Annotated in this window: 21 protein-coding genes; 14 read left to right on the top strand and 7 right to left on the bottom strand. The window is 58.0% G+C overall.

Translation table 11 applies throughout. The annotated features are described in order from the left end of the window. Positions 1-94: 94 nt before the first annotated feature. The 5 genes from P3T22_RS19505 (at position 95) to P3T22_RS19485 (ending at position 5714) form a co-directional block, all read left to right on the top strand. Complete coding sequence (locus P3T22_RS19505) at positions 95-1366, top strand: aromatic ring-hydroxylating dioxygenase subunit alpha (protein WP_063496435.1); 1272 nt, start codon at positions 95-97, stop codon at positions 1364-1366. 60 nt (positions 1367-1426) lie between these two features. Continuing rightward, complete coding sequence (locus P3T22_RS19500) at positions 1427-2206, top strand: SDR family NAD(P)-dependent oxidoreductase (RefSeq protein WP_063496434.1); 780 nt, start codon at positions 1427-1429, stop codon at positions 2204-2206. An 11-nt stretch (positions 2207-2217) separates the two neighbouring features. Further along, positions 2218-3183, top strand: a complete 966-nt coding sequence (locus P3T22_RS19495) for a PDR/VanB family oxidoreductase (RefSeq protein WP_429325927.1) — start codon at positions 2218-2220, stop codon at positions 3181-3183. Between the two features lie 208 nt (positions 3184-3391). After that, on the top strand, positions 3392-4534 hold the full coding sequence (locus P3T22_RS19490; protein ID WP_236720952.1) for an MFS transporter: 1143 nt from the start codon (positions 3392-3394) through the stop codon (positions 4532-4534). A gap of 94 nt (positions 4535-4628) precedes the next feature. Continuing rightward, the gene (locus P3T22_RS19485; RefSeq protein WP_148662165.1) at positions 4629-5714 is read left to right on the top strand and encodes a porin; all 1086 of its coding nucleotides are present in this window, start codon (positions 4629-4631) and stop codon (positions 5712-5714) included. 210 nt (positions 5715-5924) lie between these two features. Here the strand turns inward: P3T22_RS19485 and P3T22_RS19480 are convergent, their stop codons facing one another. The 6 genes from P3T22_RS19480 to P3T22_RS19455 form a co-directional block, all read right to left on the bottom strand. Continuing rightward, positions 5925-6326, bottom strand: coding sequence for an integrase arm-type DNA-binding domain-containing protein (locus P3T22_RS19480; protein WP_429325868.1), 402 nt, complete (start codon positions 6324-6326; stop codon positions 5925-5927). Between the two features lie 301 nt (positions 6327-6627). Beyond that, positions 6628-7542: an ABC transporter substrate-binding protein gene (locus P3T22_RS19475; protein ID WP_429325867.1), complete on the bottom strand. Its 915-nt coding sequence runs from the start codon at positions 7540-7542 to the stop codon at positions 6628-6630. A 59-nt stretch (positions 7543-7601) separates the two neighbouring features. Next, complete coding sequence (locus tag P3T22_RS19470) at positions 7602-8102, bottom strand: flavin reductase family protein (RefSeq protein WP_200620739.1); 501 nt, start codon at positions 8100-8102, stop codon at positions 7602-7604. 71 nt (positions 8103-8173) lie between these two features. Next, positions 8174-9496, bottom strand: coding sequence for an LLM class flavin-dependent oxidoreductase (locus P3T22_RS19465; RefSeq protein ID WP_408371124.1), 1323 nt, complete (start codon positions 9494-9496; stop codon positions 8174-8176). A 48-nt stretch (positions 9497-9544) separates the two neighbouring features. Continuing rightward, positions 9545-10348: an amino acid ABC transporter ATP-binding protein gene (locus tag P3T22_RS19460; RefSeq protein WP_429325866.1), complete on the bottom strand. Its 804-nt coding sequence runs from the start codon at positions 10346-10348 to the stop codon at positions 9545-9547. Further along, positions 10345-11283 carry an amino acid ABC transporter permease gene (locus P3T22_RS19455; protein WP_429325865.1) on the bottom strand — a complete coding sequence of 313 codons (939 nt, stop codon included), beginning with the start codon at positions 11281-11283 and terminating at the stop codon, positions 10345-10347. The genes P3T22_RS19460 and P3T22_RS19455 overlap by 4 nt, the downstream gene beginning before the upstream one ends. Before the next feature lie 189 nt (positions 11284-11472). On the opposite strand from P3T22_RS19455, the gene P3T22_RS19450 reads away from it, so the two are divergent. The 3 genes from P3T22_RS19450 (at position 11473) to P3T22_RS19440 (ending at position 15270) form a co-directional block, all read left to right on the top strand. After that, a complete protein-coding gene (locus P3T22_RS19450) occupies positions 11473-12402 on the top strand; it encodes a LysR substrate-binding domain-containing protein (RefSeq protein WP_200620735.1) in 930 nt (309 codons plus the stop codon). A gap of 1112 nt (positions 12403-13514) precedes the next feature. Next, positions 13515-14255, top strand: coding sequence for an autoinducer binding domain-containing protein (locus P3T22_RS19445; protein WP_429325864.1), 741 nt, complete (start codon positions 13515-13517; stop codon positions 14253-14255). Then, complete coding sequence (locus tag P3T22_RS19440) at positions 14239-15270, top strand: fatty acid desaturase (protein WP_429325863.1); 1032 nt, start codon at positions 14239-14241, stop codon at positions 15268-15270. Before P3T22_RS19445 ends, P3T22_RS19440 begins: the two co-directional genes overlap by 17 nt. On the opposite strand, the gene mnmH is transcribed toward P3T22_RS19440, so the two are convergent. Further along, a complete protein-coding gene (gene mnmH / locus P3T22_RS19435) occupies positions 15196-16254 on the bottom strand; it encodes a tRNA 2-selenouridine(34) synthase MnmH (RefSeq protein ID WP_172316549.1) in 1059 nt (352 codons plus the stop codon). The two genes, P3T22_RS19440 and mnmH, sit on opposite strands and share 75 nt — an antisense overlap. Before the next feature lie 567 nt (positions 16255-16821). Between mnmH and P3T22_RS19430 the strand changes: the two genes are divergently transcribed. From P3T22_RS19430 to P3T22_RS19405, 6 genes are all read left to right on the top strand, one after another. After that, a complete protein-coding gene (locus tag P3T22_RS19430; protein WP_235993973.1) occupies positions 16822-17223 on the top strand; it encodes a hypothetical protein in 402 nt (133 codons plus the stop codon). Between the two features lie 103 nt (positions 17224-17326). Further along, positions 17327-17578, top strand: a complete 252-nt coding sequence (locus P3T22_RS19425) for a helix-turn-helix transcriptional regulator (protein WP_172316550.1) — start codon at positions 17327-17329, stop codon at positions 17576-17578. Further along, on the top strand, positions 17565-17852 hold the full coding sequence (locus P3T22_RS19420; RefSeq protein WP_172316551.1) for a hypothetical protein: 288 nt from the start codon (positions 17565-17567) through the stop codon (positions 17850-17852). Before P3T22_RS19425 ends, P3T22_RS19420 begins: the two co-directional genes overlap by 14 nt. Positions 17853-18218: 366 nt before the next feature. Then, positions 18219-19040 (top strand): ParA family protein, encoded by an 822-nt coding sequence (locus P3T22_RS19415; RefSeq protein WP_211707996.1) that lies wholly within the window; start codon positions 18219-18221, stop codon positions 19038-19040. Position 19041: 1 nt separating this feature from the next. Then, positions 19042-19587, top strand: coding sequence for a hypothetical protein (locus P3T22_RS19410; RefSeq protein WP_429325862.1), 546 nt, complete (start codon positions 19042-19044; stop codon positions 19585-19587). 2 nt (positions 19588-19589) lie between these two features. Then, positions 19590-20231 carry a lytic transglycosylase domain-containing protein gene (locus P3T22_RS19405; RefSeq protein ID WP_429325861.1) on the top strand — a complete coding sequence of 214 codons (642 nt, stop codon included), beginning with the start codon at positions 19590-19592 and terminating at the stop codon, positions 20229-20231. The last annotated feature ends 21 nt before the right edge of the window (positions 20232-20252 follow it).

Genomic DNA, 20252 nt, shown 5'->3' with positions numbered 1-20252 from the left:
TATTCGTAGAGGCTTGACTTCAAATTTCGTGTCCGTAGAATGAGAACACAATCTCATCAGACGGACAACATCACATACGATTTGGAGTTTGAGCATGGACAAGAACATGTCGGAAACGCTTGTGCGCACGGGTCCCGGCACAGCAATGGGTAATCTGATGCGGCGCTACTGGGTGCCAATTCTGCTGGCGAGCGAAATCGCGGAGCCAGACTGCCCGCCGGTGCGAGTGCAAATCCTTGGAGAGAAGTTGCTGGCGTTTCGGGATTCAGACGGCAATCCGGCGCTGATTGATGAGTTCTGTTCGCATCGCGGTGTGTCGCTCTATTTCGGGCGCAACGAGGAGAACGGCATCCGCTGCTCGTATCACGGCCTCAAATTCGACCGGAACGGAAACTGCGTCGAGGTGCCGTCCGCGCCGCAAGCGTGCAAGCACATGAGCATCACGGCATACCCGTGTATCGAGCGCGCCGGTATTCTCTGGGCTTACATGGGCCCCAAAGACAAGCAGCCGGCACCGCCGGACCTCGAATGGTGCAACCTGCCGGCGGACCACGTATTCGTTTCCAAACGTCTGCAAGAGTCAAACTATCTGCAGGCTATGGAAGGCGGCATCGACACGAGCCACGTCTCGTACGTGCACCGCTACGAAGTCGACGAAGACCCGATGCACCAGGGCACCAAAGCGCTCGAGTACATCAAGGCGGATGGGAACGTCATCTTCGAAATCGAGAAGCAGCCGTTCGGCCTCACGCTTTTCGGGCGTCGCAATGGCGGCCCGGATTCTTACTACTGGCGAATCACGCAGTACCTCTTCCCGTGGTACACGCTCATTCCGCCGTTTGGCGACCACTCGCTAGCAGGTCACGTCTGGGTGCCGATTGACGACCATACCTGCTGGGCGTGGAGTATCAACTTCCGTCCGGACCGTCCGTTGTCCGAGGAAGAGATAAGCGACCTGAACGCAGGTAAGGGCATTCACTGCGAATACGAGCCGGGCACGTTCCGCCCGAAGGCGAACAAGAGCAACGACTATCTGATTGACCGTCAGGCCCAAAAGGACAAGCGCGCATATTCAGGCGTCTTCGGCTTCGCGATGCAGGACGCGTCGCTGCAGGAAAGCATGGGTCCCATTCAGGACCACAGCAAGGAGAAGCTGTTGCCGACGGACCGCGCCATCGTAATGGCTCGACGCATGCTCTATGAAGCAGCTACCTCTTTGCAGGTTGACACCGACCCGCCCGCAATCGATGCAGACCAGCAGCGTGTGCGCGCGGCCGGCGCCTTGCTCCCGCGCGACCGGAAACCGCAAGAGTGGGCTGTCATCCATCTCTCGGATGGCAAGGGCCAGCCGATTTACTCAATCTGAGCGGGCTCAGCGCTCATTGTTCAACGCTGCATAAGGAGGCCGGCACCGCGCCGGCGTGAGATGCAAGGTTCAAGACTAAGAGACAAAGTCGCGCTGATTACGGGCGGCGGAGGCGGCATTGGTGCTTCTACCGCGCGTGTGTTCTGTGACGAAGGCGCTGCAGTCGTCCTCGTCGACGCAAATCCACAAGCGCTCGCCAATATCGCAGACGACTTGCTCGGCCGTGATGCCGCGGCAAGAGTTCAAACGTATGTCGCTGACGTGGCGAACGCCGAGCAAGCTTCCGCGGCCGTCGAGCTTGCCCAACGTGCGTTCGGCCGGCTTGACGTCCTCGTCAACAACGCCGCAATGCGCAACTACAGCGCCCTCGCCGATGCGACGCCGGAAGAATGGCAAAGCATGGTGTCGGTGAATATGGTGGGCACCGCGAACTACTGCAGGGCTGCTTTGCCGTTGTTGCGCGCGGCGGGTTCGGCGAGCATCGTCAACGTGTCGTCCTGCTACGCGGTCACCGGCCGCAAGGGCATGGGCCTCTACGATGCAACCAAGGCCGGCATGCTCGCTATGACTCGCACGCTTGCCTTCGAGGAGGCTGTACACGGTGTGCGTGCCAACGCAATATGCCCAGGCTCGACGCTGACGGATTTTCACGTCAATCGGGCGCAGGCTGCTGGAAAGAGTGTAGAGGTGCTCAAGACACAGAGGCAAGACACGTCGTTGTTAGAACGTTGGGCGTCTCCTGAGGAGGTCTCATGGCCGATTCTATGGCTTGCGAGCGATGAGGCATCGTTTATCACCGGCACCACGCTGATGGTCGACGGCGGCTTGTCGATTATGTAACGGTGGTGGCCATGAAGAATTCCACAATGATGGTACGAGTTGCGCGGCGCAATATCGAGGCTGACGGCATCGTCAGTTTTGAATTCGCAAGTCCAGACGGTCGTGATTTGCCGGCGTTCGATGCTGGCTCACACATCGATGTCCACTTGCCAACGGGGCATGTCCGGCAATATTCGCTTTGCAGCGCGCCCCACGAGCGCTCGCGTTATCAAATTGCCGTGTTACGCGAAGAGCACTCGCGAGGTGGTTCGGCAGGTATGCACGACGCAGTTAAAGAAGGGGACGAACTGAGCGTCAGTATGCCTCGCAATCACTTCGCGCTCGCGTCCGTTCCCGCGAAGCACCTGATGTTGGCCGGGGGCATCGGACTCACTCCGTTGCTTTGCATGGCACAGCACCTCGACCGTACCGGTAAAGATTTCGAGCTGCACTACTGTGTACGTTCGCGTTCGCGTGCGGCTTTCCTCGAGCGGCTCGCGGACGCGTCATGGGCTGAGCGCGTTCACTATCACTTCGACGACGAGGATGAGCACCAACGCCTTCGTCTTGATGCGCTGCTCAAGGACGCAACCCCGGACACGCATCTCTATGTCTGCGGGCCGCAAGGCTTCATGAACGCGGTGCTTGATGCGGCGCGTGCGAGCGGGTGGCCAGAGAGTCGAATGCATTACGAGTTTTTCTCGGCTCCCACCGTCGACACGTCGGCCGATGGCAGCTTTGAAGTGTGCCTTGCGCGCACTGGAAAGACGGTGACCATCCCCGCAGACCGCACGGTGACGCAGGCGCTCGCGGACGCTGGAGTTGACGTACCCGTTTCGTGCGAGCAGGGCATTTGTGGAACCTGCCGTACCCGCGTTCTCGACGGCGAGCCGGAACATCGAGACCTGTTCCTATCTCCGGAAGAGCAGTCACGAAACGACCAGTTTCTACCGTGCTGCTCCCGCTCGAAGTCCGGGAGACTTGTGCTGGACCTGTAACGCCGCAACCCGGCAACACACGCCCGGCGCCCCTTACGCGCCGGATGTCAAATCGGAAAAAGAATAAGGGCGGCGTACGCACGCCCTGCATGGAGGAGTCGTGGGAAAAAACCTGACGTCGTCGAGTGACGCATCGGGCGCGGACTGGACCGCGTCAAGCGTCGGTGTAACAGCGGCGAGCCCCTACCGCTGGGTTGCTCTGTTTATCGTGTGGGCAGCATTTCTTCTCAGCTACGTCGACCGCGTCGCATGGAGCACGGTCGCAGCGCCTGTTGGCGCATCGCTCGGTATCAAGGTGTCGCTCCTTGGTGCCTTTGTTACGGCGTTCTATGCGGGATACGTGGTTGCAAACATCATCGGAGGCATGCTGACCGATTTTCTCGGCGGTCGGGCCATGATGACTCTCGCGTTGCTTCCGCTCGGTGTCTTCACGTTCTTTTTTGGCGAGACGACCTCGTTGACGGCGGGCATTCTGATTCAACTGGCAATGGGCTTTGCAGCCGGAGCTGACTATTCGGCCGGGATGAAGGTGATTCCTGCCTGGTTCACGCGAGACCGGGGGCGAGCGATGGGCATTTACACCACGGCAACTTCGCTCGCCGTGGTCCTCGCCAATGCAATCGTGCCCACCATTTCCGCGCAGTACGGCTGGGCCAGTGCATTTCGCATGCTCGGCATTGCCACGTTCGCCTGGGGCATCGTCTCCCTTCTGTTTCTCAAGAATCGCCCGGTCGGCGAACGAGCTCCGGCTCGCAACAGTGCGAAAGAGATGCTTAGTCTCTTGCGCAATCGCAATCTGATATTTCTTTCCATTGCTGGTTGCGGCGGTCTCTGGGCGACTGTTGGCTTCGGCGCCTGGGGAAATGCGCTGATGACGCGGCAGTACGGTATTTCCCCTGTCGTGGCCGGGTCGATTATCGCGTCTTTCGGCATCGGCGCGGTCATTGCGAAACCCACACTCGGTTGGGTATCCGACCTGCCGGGAATCTCGCGTCGGCTCATGTCCATTCTGGTTCTGGTCGCGTTTGCCATCACTCTTGTGGTGTTTGGCATGTGCTCGACTGTCACGCAGTTTTATATCGTCGCTCCGGTTCTTGGCGCGTTTTCATATGGTTACCTGCCGGTGCTTATGGCACAGGTGAGCGACGCATCCGGAAAACGTCTGGCTGGAGCGAGCGCTGGTTGGACAAACGCCATTTGGCAAATGGGTAGCGCTGTGTCCCCTCTGGCTGTCGGACACGTCTATGGCGGGACACATTCAATCGTGCTTGCCGTTCTTACGCTTGCCATCGGGCCAGTCGTCGGGCTTGTAGCGATGCTGTTCGTGAGCAAACGCATCGCACAGGTTTAATTCGCCCCGCACCGTCGGATGCAAATCGAAAAATTGTCGATGTGTATCGCCTGAATATTAAATTAGTATAACTACTCATAATAAGGAGACTAGCTTGAAATCGAATCACGGTACGCGACTGTTGAGGACAGTGCTCGCCGCTACGATATGTTCGTCGGCAAGTATTGCATCTCACGCTCAGTCATCGGTAACGCTCTACGGCATTCTTGACTCTGGCGTCGAGTTCGTCACCCATGCAGCCAGGCAGGGCTCCGGCAACCTGTTTCGTATCAACACCGGCAATCGCATCAATTCTCGTTGGGGTTTCACTGGCAAGGAAGACCTTGGGGCAGGTCTGCGCTCGATATTCACGCTCGAATCGGGCTTTGCGACGAATAACGGTACCCTGCAGCAGGGAGGACGGTTGTTCGGCCGCCAGGCGTTCGTTGGCCTTGAGAGCGATAAGTTCGGTGCGGTGATGGCCGGCCGGCAGATGACACCTATGTATCGCTTCTTCCTGGCGCTTGACCCTCTCAATTACTCCAGCTATGGCCTGTCGGCCCAGGATGCGCAGTTTGTAGGACGGGCCGATAACGCGCTCGAATATCTCGGGCACGCCGGTCCGTTCGAGTTGAACGCGCTCTACAGTTTTGGCTACGATTCGACGATTGCGAATGGGGGCCAGGTGCCGGGAGAGTTCCGGGTCGGCAAGCAGTTTGATATTGGTGGCCGGTATCGCCAAGGGCCAATCAACCTGACCTTCGTTTATGAGCAACGCCAAGGGACGAGTGTTGCCTCGTCCGGCGACAGCGAGCGGCGCTATCTCGCGGGCGGTTCCTGGTCTATTGGCAATGCGACCCTGTACGCTGGTTACGAACTCCTTCTGAACGACATTGCCGCTACGTTCGCTGCGTCACCGCCGCAGACCATGGGATTCGGAGGCCTTCGCTATAAGTTAACGCCAGCGTTTCAAGTTTCGGCGGGTTCGTACTATCACACATTTCGGACGGTTTCGGCGCATGCCATCAGCTCAGGCGTCAACGCAGACTACCTGCTATCCAAGCGCACCACGCTGTACACGGATGTCACGTACGTCATCAACAGCGCGAAGTCTGCCTTGAGTGCGACAGGGTCGACCACCCCTGTCGCGACCGGAGCCAACCAACTTGCGGTGGTAGTCGGAATCGCGCATGCTTTCTGAGTTGTGCCGGGGCCCGCAGGACTACGCGGGCTGAGCGTTGGGCCAGAGATGCTGACGCGTGTCCGCAGCTTACGGGCAAGGTGGCGCTCATGTAGCCTTTGGGCGGTGCGGCCGCTGCGGCGCTCCGCGTGGTCGCTGGGACTGCTCGCATCGTCTGGACGCAAAGAACGCAAAAGACGCGTTGCTGCCGGTAGTTCGTGATGGAACTCCTTAAGGTTCGTCGCTGTAGGAACCAACGAGGTTTTCAATCCGCCCCTTTAGAACACTGCCGTCCTCCCGAACCCGCTCGCGGACGCGACCGACGTCTTCCTGATATTCGCGCACGACAAACTCCGCCTTCCGGTAGGTTTCGTCCACCCATTCCTTGGGTTTGAAGTCGAGCCAGCGCTGGGCCACGAGATGGAAGGCGCCTTCGGCCCCGCATTTGCGGGCGATGGACTCGGCCCGGCGATGTTCGACCGGATCGGTGCCTTCGCGAACCAGATTGCACGCGGTAGAAGCGGACCGTCGCGCATCAGCGAGTGTGATATCGGGGTAGGGGCCGAGGCTAAGGAAGTTTTCCTTGCCCGTGCCAGGACGGCGATAGCGAAGCAGCCAGGTTTTTGTAGGCAACAAAAAACCCCGTAAGACGTCGATCTTACGGGGTTTCTCGAACTACTTCGGCTTACGCCGGAACAACTGTTGGTGCCAGGAGAGGACTCGAATACGATGCCTAAGTATTTGATTTAAAATAATAAAATTTTGTTTCTTTTCGTTGCATATACGCATATGTATACGCAAAATTATTGGATCCCACCGGACGCTGTCCCATGACGGACAGTTTCGACCGCCGTGACACCACGGTAGGCTTGTTAGGTTAAGGGGATTTATTCCTTTCACGGGGTGCAGGCGGTCTCGCTGCCAGCCTGAGGCTTCACATCTGCGGATCGTTGACGGGGAAGGTGGGGCGTCCGTCCTTCGCGGGCAGACCCCACTTCTGCATCACACTTTGATAAAACCCTTGCTTCTGCAACTTGATCAGGGCTTGCTGGAACGCATGAGCGAGTCGCTTGCCGTTGTCGTCGACGCCAAAGCCGATTCCGTATGACGAGAGGTTGTAGTAGAACACCGCCTGATATTTGTCCGGAAACTTCTTGATGTTGTAATTCGCAGCGGGCGAGTCGATCCATACGGCCTGGCTTGCTTCGTTGGTCAGTGACATCAGTGTCATGTTGGTGTCCGGATAGGTGGCGATCGAGATAGCTTTCTTACCGTCCGCCACGCATTTGTTGCTCACTTCATTCGCCCGTTGCAGCGGCGCTGTGCCGCGCGGCAGCGCGATCTGCATCCCACATAGATCGTCGAGCGACTTGAGCGTCATTTGCCGCTTCGACGAGGCGACGATCGTCTGGCCGACGTTTAAGTAGTCGATGAACGTCACTTTGCTATGGCGCGAGGGAAAATCGCCAAGCGACAGCAGCACATCGAAGCGGTTCGCTGCGAGGCCCGGAATCAACGAATCGAACGAAGCCTGCACGAACTTGATTTTCAACCCCAGCACTTTGGCCGCAGCTGAGATCAGATCAGGCGCGAAGCCCGCAACGTCGCCGTCTTCGTTGATGAACTTGACGGGCGCGATCTCCGGATTGACCGCAACCGTGATTGGTTGCTTCTGACGATAGAACTCTGGCACGAACGCGGAAAGCTCGGGGCTTGCAGGTATGGCGTCGATATTCGGCGCGTCTTCGGCGAAAGCCGGCGACATGACACATGGCGTAACGCTCAGACCGAGTGCGGCGGCAACGGTGAGTCGTGCAACGATCCGGGTGAAACGAATGGGTGTGGTCATTATGTAGGGATGGTTGGAACGGGGTTGACCGGACTAAAGCGTATGTTCTGCTGTGACGCTCATCGCGCTTCCACTGCCGCAGCCGCGAAATGACGCTGATGCCAGAACAGACAGTGCGCCGACGGGTCGTCGTGCGTCGATGAATCGGTGATCTCGCCGATGAAGATCGTATGCGAATACCCGTTGTGCGTCGCGATTACTTTGCAATCGAGAGAGACGACACTGCCGGTCAGCAGCGGCGCGCCACTCTTGCCAGCTCTCCATTGCGCCGGATCGAAACGGGACGGCCCTTTCTCGCTGGCAAAACGTTGCGCGACGTCTTTTTGATCGGCGGATAGCAGATTGACGGCAAACACCTTCGCGCGCAGGATCACGTCGTGTGCGCTCGCGCTTCGGTTTACGCAGACGAGCACCGTCGGCGGATCGGCTGACAGGCTGCACACCGATGTCGCGATCAGGCCGAACGGCGTGCCGCTATTAGCGGTCGTAATGACCGTGACGCCGTTGGTGAAGCGCGCCATCGCATTGCGGAAAAGTTCGTCGGTTGTGTCGGTACTCATGTGAAACGCCTCGCGTCGGAAAGGCGCCGCTCGTTGGCAAGCGGCGCATGATGCTTTTTAGTCGACGAAATTTAGTCGCCAAAGTGCAGGGGCTGCAGTCCGAGATTGCCCCTCAGCGTGTTCGCCTCGTACTCGGTGCGGAACAATCCGCGTTTGCGCAACTCGGGAAGGATGTATTGCGTCAGGTCGTCGACACCTTGTGGCAACGTCGCTGGGCAAATATTGAAGCCATCCGCGGCGCCGGCCCGGAACCACTTTTCCATTTCGTCGACGATGTCCTCCGCAGTGCCGACGATCTGCCAGTTGTTGCCCGAAGCCACGCGCTTGTACATCTGGCGGATCGTCAGGTTTTCCCTGTGCGCCAGCGCGAGCAGATTCTCGGCGATACTGCGCACACGCTGATTGCCGACATCGGGCACCGGACCGTCGAGTTCGTATTCGGACAGATCGCCGAGCACGCCGTAAAGAATGGCCAGTCCGCTAAGCGGATCGATCAGGTTTTGCAACTGATCGAATTTGTCCTGCGCTTCGCCGCGCGTCTTGCCGACATACAGGGTGACGCCGGGCATGATCAAAAGTTGATCCGGCGTGCGGCCGTATTTCACAAGGCGGCCTTTGAGATCGTCGTAGTAGGCTTTAGCGCTTTCCATGCTGTTGGCGTTGCTATAGACAACATCGGCATAGCGTGCGGCAAGCTCGCGTCCCGCTTCAGCGGCACCGGCTTGCACGATGATTGGACGGCCTTGCGGCGTGCGGGCGGAGTTCAGCGGGCCGCGCACCTTGAAGTGCTTGCCCTTGTGATCCGGCACGTGCAGCTTGGCCTCGTCATAGAAGATACCGCTCGCCTTGTCACGGATAAACGCGTCGTCTTCCCAGCAATCCCACAGCTTCCTGACCACTTCGACGAACTCGTCCGCGCGCTCATAACGCTCTTCATAGCCGAGATGCTCGTCGCGGCTGAAATTCCACGCTTCCTGCTGCGACCACGACGTGACGACGTTCCAGCCCGCGCGACCGCGGCTGATATGGTCGATCGACGCATACTTGCGTGCGATATGGAAGGGCTCGTTGTACGTCGTCGAAGCCGTCGCGACGAGGCCGATATGCGACGTGCACGCGCCGATCGCCGCCAGCAAGGTCAGTGGTTCGAGTTCGGCATTCTTTGCGTCGCGGGCGAGCGATCCTTTAGGCGTATCGTTTGCGCGGATCCCGATTCCGTCGGCAAAGAAAATCATGTCGAGCTTTGCCTCTTCGGCTTTCTTTGCAGTACGAAGAAAGTAGTTGAAATCGATGGCGCCTGCCGCGGGCACATCCGGATGCCGCCATGCGGCCATGTGGTAACCCAGATAGCGCATTGACAGGCCAATTCTGATCTTTCCGTCTGTAGCAGTCATTTTTTCAATCCCGATCGAAGTTTCCAGGTAACCGATTAGCCTCATGCACTAGGTGCGCAGACTCGAAAGAAAACGTTTGCAGCGTTCGGTTCCACCGCCGTCGAAGATGTAGGCCGGTGTTCCCTCATCGACGATGCGGCCGGCGTCCATCAACACCACGCGGCTCGCCACCTTGCGCGCAAATTCCATCTCGTGCGTGACAACGACCATCGTGGTGCCCGCGAGCGCCAGCTCCTTGATTACGTTGAGCACTTCGTTGACGAGTTCCGGATCGAGCGCACTGGTCGGCTCGTCGAACAGCATCACTTCTGGCTCCATTGCGAGCGCGCGTGCAATCGCGACGCGCTGCTTCTGTCCGCCGGACAATTCGGCCGGATAGTGGTGCATTCGGTCGGCGAGTCCAACGCGCGTCAGCAGATACTTGCCGCGCTCCATCACGTCGCGCTTGCGCTTGCGCCCGACGATGCAGGGGCCGGCCAGCACGTTGTCGAGCGCCGAATAGTGCGGAAACAGATGGAAGCCCTGAAAGACCATACCGAAGTAACGGCGTTGCTGGTCGAGCGTTTTCTTCGGCAGGCGCACGCAGCGCGTACCGCGCATTTCCGTGCCGAGTACTTCGCCCTTGAAGGTGATGCTGCCGGCGTCGATCAATTCGAGCATGTTGATGCAGCGAAGCAGTGTGCTCTTGCCCGAACCGGACGGCCCGATCATCGCGACGACTTCGCCTTTGGACAATGAGAAGTCCACAGCATCCAGCGCGGTGAAGTCGCCGAACTGCTTCGTGACGGCGCGCATGTCGAGAAAGTGTGTCGTGTCGTTCATCGCCGATGTGTCGTTGTGGATCGAGTTCACGTCCGTACTCCCTTCCTGAAGTGACGTTCAAGCAGACTCTGCGCCGCCATTGCGAGGCTCGTCAGCGCCAGATACCAGATACAGGCGACGGTCAGCAGCGGAATCGTTTCGAAGTTGGTCGCGTAGATCAGCTGCACGGTCGTCAGGAGTTCGACGTAACCGATCACCGTGACGAGCGACGTGTTCTTGAACATCGTGATCAGTTCGTTGGCGAGCGGCGGAATGATGATGCGCACTGCTTGCGGCATGACCACATGCCACATCATGCGGAAATCGCTCATGCCGATCGCCTTGCAGGCTTCGCGCTGTCCGCGATCGACGGCTGAGACGCCGCCGCGAAAGATTTCCGCGCTATAGCCGCCGAGGTACATCGCGAGTCCGATCACGGCCGTGCTGAAGCGCGAGATGATGTGGTTGGTGTCGATGTCGAACAGATTCGCGTGAAGTAACGGCAGCGGCAGATAGAGCCGCGGGATCAGCGCCGACAGAAAGAACAGGAACAGCAGCATTGCAAGCGGCGGCGTCGCGCGGATGATCCAGATGTACACGTAGCCGGCGGCGCGCAGCACTGCGTTGTCCGCCATCCGGCAGGCAGCGATCACGACCCCGAAACACAGACCCAGCGCGCTCGATAGCACGGTCAGGATCAGCGTATTCCCTAATCCCTCCATCACGCGCTTGTTGAACAGGTAATGGGCGACGATGTCCCATTGCCAGCGCGGGTTGTCGACGACCAGTTCGACGAACAGTACGACGACGACGAGCAGCGTGGCGTACCAGAACCAGTCGGATTTCTTCGGACGCGCTTGAATGCGCAAGCCCGCAGGCTGCTGCGCACCGGGCTTGTACGCTCCGCCATTATTCCGGTGGGCGAGCGGCGTCTTTGTGAAAAACGATGCCGGGTCCTGCATGTCTTTTCGAGCTTCAATGTCCACTGGCCTGTCCTCGTGAAGCAGTCGTTTCAAAAGTGCGCAATGTGTCGATGGAGCGACTATAGGCAGGCAAAACTATTACATCCACTACAATTTTGTTCGTTTGATCCTATTCTATGTAATGCCCTAAGATCGCTGCACGGTGGGCTTTCCACGCTGCCGCATTGCAGCAATAATCGGAGGGACACGCTCGTGGCCAGGCTCAATGCCAAGCAGATGGAAGTGTTCGTCGCGGTGATGACGCATGGCTCTATCACCGCCGCAGGGCAGCGCCTGAACGTATCGCAGCCGGCCGTGAGCCGGATGATCGAGCGGTTCGAGCAGGAGGCCGGTTTCGTCGCTTTCGAGCGGCGCCGAGGCAAGCTGGTGCCCACGCCGGAAGCGGAAATTTTCTTCGCCGAAGTCTCGCAGGTATATCGCGGGCTCGATTATCTGAACGAGGTGGCGAGAGAAATCGGCACCACGCGGCGCGGCTATTTGCGCGTCGGCGTATTTCCCGCATTCGCCGAGGGCTGGATCACCGAGCGCATCACACGCTATGTCGCGGGGCGTGAGGAACTGCTGACGTCGCTGGAGCCGATGTCGACTGATAGCGTGATTGAAGCCGTGTCGCGGCAGACCATCGATCTCGGGATCGCGCTGCGCGCATCGGATCGCGAGGGTTTGCGCAGCGAGGAAATCACCAGTTCGGAGATCGTCTGCATTCTGCCCAAAGGGCACCGGCTGACTGGACGACCTGTGTTGCAGCCGTCCGATCTGTCTGGGGAAGACTTCATTTCGATGGCGGCTAAGGTGAAGGCGCGCACGTCGATCGATGCGGTGTTCGATTCGAGCGGCGTCGAGCGACGCATTCGCGCGGAGACCCCGTGGGCATCGACGGTCTGCCATATGGTGGCGCATGGTCTGGGCGTCGGGCTCGTGATCCGCGAGTCGGCGCTCGAGTTCGCGCATCTGGGCTATCACATCGCCGCGTTCAAGCCGCGCATCGACTATCGCGCGTATCTGATTACGTCGACCGCTCGTCCGTTGTCTACGGCAGCAAAGGGGTTTCGCGACATGCTGCTGCTCGAATTCGACCAGGCAAAGAAGGCGCCGCGGGCGTCGAAGCATTGGCCGACCTGACAAAAAAGCCATGGCCTCGCGTCAACAGGACGGTGGGCTCACAGATACTGCGCAGAAACGCAAATGCGTGAACGCGAAGCTGATTAGTCGCCCAGCGCCGGATTGCTGAAGCTCAGGCTGCCGATTTCGACGTCTCTGACTGGAATCCTGCTTTCAATGGCCTAGATTGAGACCTTCGATTGGCTTGCATTGGACCGATATCGTACTGTTCAGTTTTAGACACCGTGATCCCAGTACGATAAGGGTTATCAGGCTACTTCTTGATTGGGAGACCGTCCTGGCTACATATTTTTGGGGTGGCTTTTCATGCTTTCCATTTAAAAAATGAGGTGATTCTCTCTCTCGATTCGCTGTGGCCAGCCAGCCAAGCTTCGACGTCGGTACCGCGGATGGGACCGCGATCTGCCGCCTACCGACCGGACCGTTGCGGGCCGTCAAGAAGAGGGACTTGATGGACGTTCGCTTGACGTTGCCCACGCTATTTGCACAGACGAAATCGGACAGTGCTAAGCTGAAGTGATACTTGTCGCAAAGCGATTTGTTTCATAAAGCTTTCGAACATGTCAAACGTAATATCCGAATTGGGGTTTCTTTGCCCCAAGTGCAGCGTCCCAATGGAAGACGGTTGGGAAGTGTTGGCTGCAGGAGAGGTTCACCGCCTCACCTGCCGGTGCTGCGGCACCGAGTTCGACGGTTTGGTTGTCGAATGTCTCGCTTGTGGGTCCGAAGACTTTATCACGAGCGTCTCGGAAATCGATCCCGAAGATATCGTTTGCTCTTCATGTGGCCATCGCATTCGCCCTAGCGGGGCCGACGATGAAGAGTCTTGTTTTTGAGCGTGGACTTAATATCGGCGGGGAACACATCGTGCTTACTCTGTTCAGGACGACGCGCGGTTTTTCTCTCGAGCGACGGCTCATCGAAAGGGATCAAACGGTGTCCATTCAGGTCCTTCCGATAACTGCCTTGCGGGATTTACACCGATTCGCAACTGCGGACCCTTATTCGGCAGAACTGGCTCCGCTGTATTACGAAGTTAGGCGTCACCTTGTAGAAAATCGCGTGGTCGAATAGCCAGGCGAGCGCGTGAAGGGGTTGAGGAGGGTGAGGATATGACTGCCCAACAGACGTCCCCTGAAGTAAGCAGACTTTTCGAAAAAATCATGGTCGCCAAGGACGACTCTGAATTAGCAGATTACGTAAGATCGCTCGTCACAGTGCTTGGCGGGGAGTCATATGTGTTCGTTTCTCTCCATCCCGGTGCTACAACGGATAGCCGCGCCACGCATCGTTTTCTCATTGGCTGCCGCCCCGAATGGTGCCAGATGTATAACGCCAATAAATGGTACATGACTGATCCATTTTTGGAGTATGCGCGAAGCAACACTGAACCGGTCACTGGATCGCAGATCGTCGTCGAAACGCAGGGCCAACGCGAAATGCTGGCGGCGGCAAGCAAAAACGGCTTCAGAAGCGGGATCGTTGTGCCCGTCCATACCAGCACTACAGAACGCATGGGCGTTCTGTATATCGGATCCGACGATAGTCAGGCAGTAGGGGAAAAGAGGCTCACCGCGCAACGCTTGTATTTCAGGGCGCTCGCCATGGAATTGCTTGACTGGTCCATCCGAATGGCGAAACGTGAGGTCCTTGAGGCGCACGGTATTACTGAGATGGATCTTCGCGTAGTGGGTTACCTTAAAAGTGGATTTACCGCTGAGGACATTGCTCGTGAGCTTGACGTCTCGGTCCAGACCGTCTACGGAAACTACAAAAAAATAAAGGATAAGTTTGGGGTTTCGCACATCTCAGAAGCGGTTAAGTTCGCGGAAGTGAATGACCTTCTGGCGTAACTCGGGTGGAGCGTTTTGGCTCTCACTCACCTTGCCGATCGTCGCGGGCGTCTCGTTTTCCGTCGGACGCCCGTGGGCATTTGTGGGTGTGGTCCTTTTCGTTCTTCCTGCACTGGACGCGATGATAGGGCGAGGCACCCCGCGATCGGGGCAAACCACCGAGAAGACAGATGAAGATCAGGTACCCTGCTGGTTCGCACTCACTTGGGCCTTAGCAGTGGCAATCGGTGCGTACCGTGCGTCAGCCGCGTCCTGGATAAATCTGATGGGGCTTGCTGTCGCGTGCGGAATGCTAAGCGCGACCGCAATGGCACACCTCCACGAGTTAACGCACCGACAAGCCAGGATATGGCAACAGGTTAGTGACGTAGCATTTGTCATCGTCGGCTATCCGCATTACCGGGTTGCACACCGATTGCACCATCAACACGTTGGAAATCCGCAGTTCGGCTCGACGGCGTCATTGGGAACGTCGGTCTGGCGTCATGTTGGACGCTCCTATGTAGCGACCTTGATAGCAACGTTTTCTCGGCATTCCTACCCGTGCGGTAGGGTACCGCGTAGTCTTTTTCGAAATGCACTTTTCTCAATTTCTTTGCTGGGGCTGGCCGCGTTCCTGCAATGGAGGATCGCGCTCTTCTACATCGGATACGCTATTGTCAGCGTGTTTGTCGTTGAGGCCGTTGGGTACATGCAGCATTACGGGTTCGACCAGGACCTTTCGCGTACCGCGATCACTTCGTGGGACGTTGACTTCTGGTTGTCCAATTGCCTCCTGGTGAACAACGGATTCCACAACGCTCATCATCTGGACAGTGAAGTGTCCTTTCTGGGTCTTGCCGCGAAACGATTCACCTTACCCGGCGGCTACTTTCAGATGCTGTTGTTGACGCTTTTCCCGCCGTTTTGGTTTTCGACAATGGACCGGCGAGCAAAGGTCTTACTCAGGCGGTGGCGACGCCGGAACGTCTGCCTCTGCAATCAGACCTCGCGCGATGTTTATGAGGTGCGCTGAGTCAAGCGTTTCGAGTCGGATCTTGACGGCATGCTCGGTATGCACATAATTTTTCTTCGTCGAACGAAAATACGCGGGGTCGTAGTAGTCCAGCATGATGCTCTTAAAGAGAGCGTCGATATCCCGACGTTCAGCCATTGAAACCCATTTCTCCAACGTCACTCCGCTTACGAGTGCTTTCAGATGACCAAGTTGAGCGACCAGACCTACGGGGTCCCTCTCGAAGTGGGGATACTCGCGGCGCCACATGGCGATTCTTTCGGGCATTGGAGTCTCGACTGCGAATAGACGTCCGCCATGCATTCTGTGAAACAACGCTTCTGGTAATTGAACGCGCCCAATTCGTTTGCTTTCACTTTCAATCCATACCTGCCTTGCTAGGTCTAGACGACCTATCTCGGCAAGCAGGAGGCTGTCGAACAATTTTTGACTTGGCTGCGCCCGACCTGGAATCGCTCCTATGATTGACCCGCGGTGCGAGGCAAGAGCCTCCAGGTCGATGACCTGCGCACCAACCTCCCTTAACGCAAGTAGCAAGCGAGTTTTTCCGCAACCGGTGGGGCCGGAGAGCACGTTGAGTTGCAAGTGCGTAGGGACTTCGTCAAGGCTTTGACGCACCCAGTTTCGATATCCTTTCCAACCCGCCGGGAGCCGCTCGACCTTGTAGCCGATCGTTTCCAGCGTGTCTGTCCAAAGCTTGCTTCGTTTTCCACCGCGAAAACAATAAACGAGAATTGAAATTCGCCGACTGGTCCGAAAAAACGGAAGCTCGAGGTGCCGGGCGATGTTTTTCAGGGAGTAAGCAACACCAATCTGATACGCCCGCATAGGGTCGGTGCGGTGCGTAGTCCCGACTTCCGCGTACTCATCGTCGAAGACGACCGGAAGGTTTATGGCTCCCGGCAAATGATCTTCGGCAAACTCGCGCGGGCTTCGCGCGTCGATGACCAGATCAAACTTTTTCAGAGCATCCAAATCATACATGTTGGGCTCCCCCTTATCACGATGCTGGCGGAAAGTCAATGCAAGATGGCGTTACCCCGATCCTGGAAATGCCGGACTAAACTTTCGCTTACTGGGCAGCCAATAGCCGCAACTTTCGGTTCGGGTTGGCAAAAATTTTGTATCGACGGAACGGCCGTTGCGCTTCGCTCCCAGCGTACGGCATTGGACGTCGGGGGCAGTGGATATTCTGTTTGGAATATAGGTCCGTTTTGTGCCGACGGGATCGGATCTCTAGGAAGAAGTTAAACGTTGGGCGCGTTATCGCAGGATGCGATAGGCCGGTGCCCCGTCAATGCAGGCGCTAGCCGCTGCGATCATTCCGTGACGGGTTCGAAGAGCAATCGGGGGCGAAGAGTGATGCGGCGTAACGCTGCATGAGGACGTGTCATGGATCACTCACATAACGCATGCCAGCCTCCAGGCGCTCGTGACGGAGCTACCTCAGCGTCTGACACCAACGCATTGCAGCGGCGTGTTGATCAGGCAGAGGCTGATGTTCGTCGGCTAACGGAGCGGTTAAGAGGAAAGGACCGACAGTTAGGCGAAATGGGGAAGGCGCTCTTGCGCACGGTGGCTTTGCATCATGCGATCGAGGAACGGCAGGAGGAGGAACTTGAGTCTTTGCGTGCGATGGTTCCGGCGTGGAAAATCTGCCCGTGCGTAAGCGACGGGCCGTCGGAGCATTCCGACGGGATCACAGTTCACCTGCCCTTTATTACCGAAATTCTTTCGGGGATGTTCGATGTCATGCACACTTTCTGGTCAGGTTATGACGAGAACAATCCGCCCAAATCGTCTGTGGTCGCACAGGCGATCGACCAACGTTTAAACCTCAGAGCCCAGCCCGGTGGCGAAGCGTCGCGCAGCGGACAAACGTACGCGTCAGCGATTCGGCCAGACTGGCTCAAGGAAGCCGACAGTCGGCATCACGTGCGGTCGCGGACCTGACGGGTCACCCAGACGGTAAGACGGGTTTGCCCGTCGCTTGATTCCCTTGCTTGAATGAACCCTGTAGGCCGGTACCTCGTCGGCGACAACAACAGGGTTTGTCATGAGCGAAACAATACGTCATTCGCTTGCGATTTTGCGGCGCAAGCAGGTCGAACGGGAAGTGGGGCTGTCGCGATCGACGATCTATCAACGCATCAAGGACGGAACATTTCCTCGGCCTATCCGGCTGGGTGCGCGCGCTGTGGGCTGGCGTGCGGGGGACATCGATGGCTTTTTGCGTGATCCCGCAGGCTACCGTTCGCCACTGGCATCTGACAACGGCGGAGCGGAGAAGACTCATGAGCGAGACTGACGGCGCACTCCGGCTCGACGAGCGTCTACGCAACTGGGCCAATGCGGACAAGGTTTGGAGTGACGCCGCAGACGCTGCACGCGTGGAGGTGGCGTGGCGTCGGCTTGCAACACATCACCAAGAATTGTTGCGTATGGCGTACGTGTGGCGCGCTGGTCGTGGCGTTATTTGCAGGCGTTTGAAAATTCCCCAACGGCCTTGGTACCGATATGAACTCGAGGTCACGCAAGCGAAGGCCGCGCTCGCTCGATTGCTGCATGAAGAACGAGTCTAAAAATATTCAGGAATGTTTCGGAATGATCTGGAGCAGGTTGGAGTTAAGGAAAAAACTGACCGGCCGAGAGGTCTTGCAACACGGATAGATTCATCCTAAAGTTGATCTCAACAATCTGCCCCGGTCAACGTGCATGGCACGACCGAGTACGCGTTAGCGGCCCCGAAGTACTGACCTATCTGCCAATGGCGTAATTGCCTGAATATGGGAAAAGCCTGCATTCGCAGGCTTTTTTGCGTTCTACCGCAGTGCATCTCGAGATTCCCCTTTGAACCGCGGTTTGTCTCCCGGCACCGCGGGCTTCTTGTTCGTCGTCTCAGATACAGGTTGGTGGTTCGGCGCATCACCTGAGGCGAGTGACTGACCATGAAAACGCTTCTAATCGCCACCGAACAGGGTGGTGCCGGCAAGACGGCGATGCTGTGTCAGTTCGCCCATTACCTGCATCGGGTGCGGCGCCTGCGGGTGCTCGTTATCGACGCGGCCGAGCCGCCATGTAGCACCGCCTCGCTGGTGCGGGGGGGTAGAGCAGTCGTGCTGCGCGGAGAAAAGTCGATCACAGAATCCGAGCGGGGCGACGTAGAGGCTCCGGGATTCTGGGTGTTGCCGACGGGTACCGTGCCGTCGTTGACGCTGGGGCCTGGCGATGACGGGGCTCGATACTACGCCAATGTCCGGCATCTGCTTTTCGTTGTGGCGAAGCTGGCGGATGTCTGCCTGATCGACAGTCCGCCCCTTCCGGATCTGCGTGCACTTTGCATCGAATCGACAGTCGACGCAATGTTGAGCCCAGTCCAACTCAATCGGGAGTCGCTTGACAACCTCGCGGACCTGATCAATGGCCCACATGGTGTACGGCAGATACGTGCAAAGTTGAACCCCGCACTGCAGTTCGTCGGTCTTCTCCCGAACATGGTGGAAGCGACGTCGCTGGGACGCGCGAACGCCCGCGCCATCGAGACCCAGTTCGGACCCTGGCTAATTGCTGATCCGGGGAGACCGGGCGGGTATCTGCGCATTCCACGCTTCGTCGCAGTCCAGAGGGCACAGGCGGAGGGTGTGCCAGTGGTGGAGGTCGTCGGGAGGGAACCGGCTGCGTGTAGGGCATGGCAGACCATGCTGGCTTGTTTCCAGGCGCTGACCGGGTACTTGCGTCTCGATGAAATTGCCTGCGACGTGGAGGCCTGAAATGGGCGCCGCTTTGATACGACACGCCGCAAGTTACCGGTCCTTCGCTGCGCTCGCGCTAATTGCCGCTTGCGCATTTGCTTCGGGAATCGCTCATGCCGACGACTGGGGTTGCCAGGTAATTCTGTGTCTGTCGAACCCCGGTGGCCCGGAGCAGTACAGCGAATGCGTGCCGCCGATCGAGAGACTATGGCGGGCGTTGCGTCACGGCGATCCGTTTCCGACCTGCAATTTCGGTGCTGGCAGCTCGCAGGGAACGTTTGCGACCAACACCTTTGCAAGCAGTGGTTATTGCCGTGAAGACCTGTTGTACTGGGGCGAAGCGGAGCAGAGTGAACTGCGGTGTGACGCTTCCGGCGCAATCAATGTCGATATCGACGATCAGCTCTATACCCGTGTCTGGTGGGGCGTAAGAGGGCAGGTGCCGACAATCACCGAATTCTATGGTGCCGGGAGTGCGCAGGTGTCCTACAACCCGACAAAGTCCGCAGCGCTCTTCCTGCAGCAGGCGGAGCAGCAGGAGAACGGCTTCGGCGGGAGGCACTGAAAATGCTGATCGACTTCATGGCAATTGCCCAGCAGTGCGCGCCGCAAATTGACCCGATCACAATGGCGGCGCTTGTGCGCACGGAGTCCGGATTCAACCCTTTCGCGATTGGCGTCGTGCATGGCCGGCTGCTTCGGCAACCATCGAATTGGGTCGAAGCGATCGCCACAATGCGCGCACTTGAGGCCGCTGGCTGGAATTTTAGCGTAGGGCTCGCGCAGGTAAACCACGCCAATTGGCGCGCGTACGGATTGACGGAGCAAAACGCATTCGAGCCCTGCCGCAATGTGGCCGTCGGCGCCGCAATTCTCCAGCGTTGTTTCATGTTCGCACATCGTGCACAAGCCGATACGCAGGTGGCGCTTCGGGCAAGTCTGTCCTGTTATGGGAGTGGCGATTTTTCGACGGGATATCGCACCGGTTACGTACAACGTGTGGTGAAGAACGCGCAGCAGCCCGTTCCCACGTTCCCGATCACGGTTCCTTCTATCGCTCCGATCCCGGTGTTGCCAGTCGATTCAAGAATGTCTGCTAACCCCATCCGGCCATATCCGGTGGCTCGCCGACCGCTGTTGCCCGATCGAGACGATGCATTAACGGATGAGCAGGGAGGTGAGCCGGACAGTAGCGCGGTGGTGTTCTAAACCGCGATTCAGATGATGGCG

The organism is Paraburkholderia sp. GAS348 (assembly GCF_050434205.1).
In the GTDB taxonomy this organism is placed as follows: domain Bacteria; phylum Pseudomonadota; class Gammaproteobacteria; order Burkholderiales; family Burkholderiaceae; genus Paraburkholderia.
This window is presented reverse-complemented; position numbering and strand designations above follow the sequence as displayed.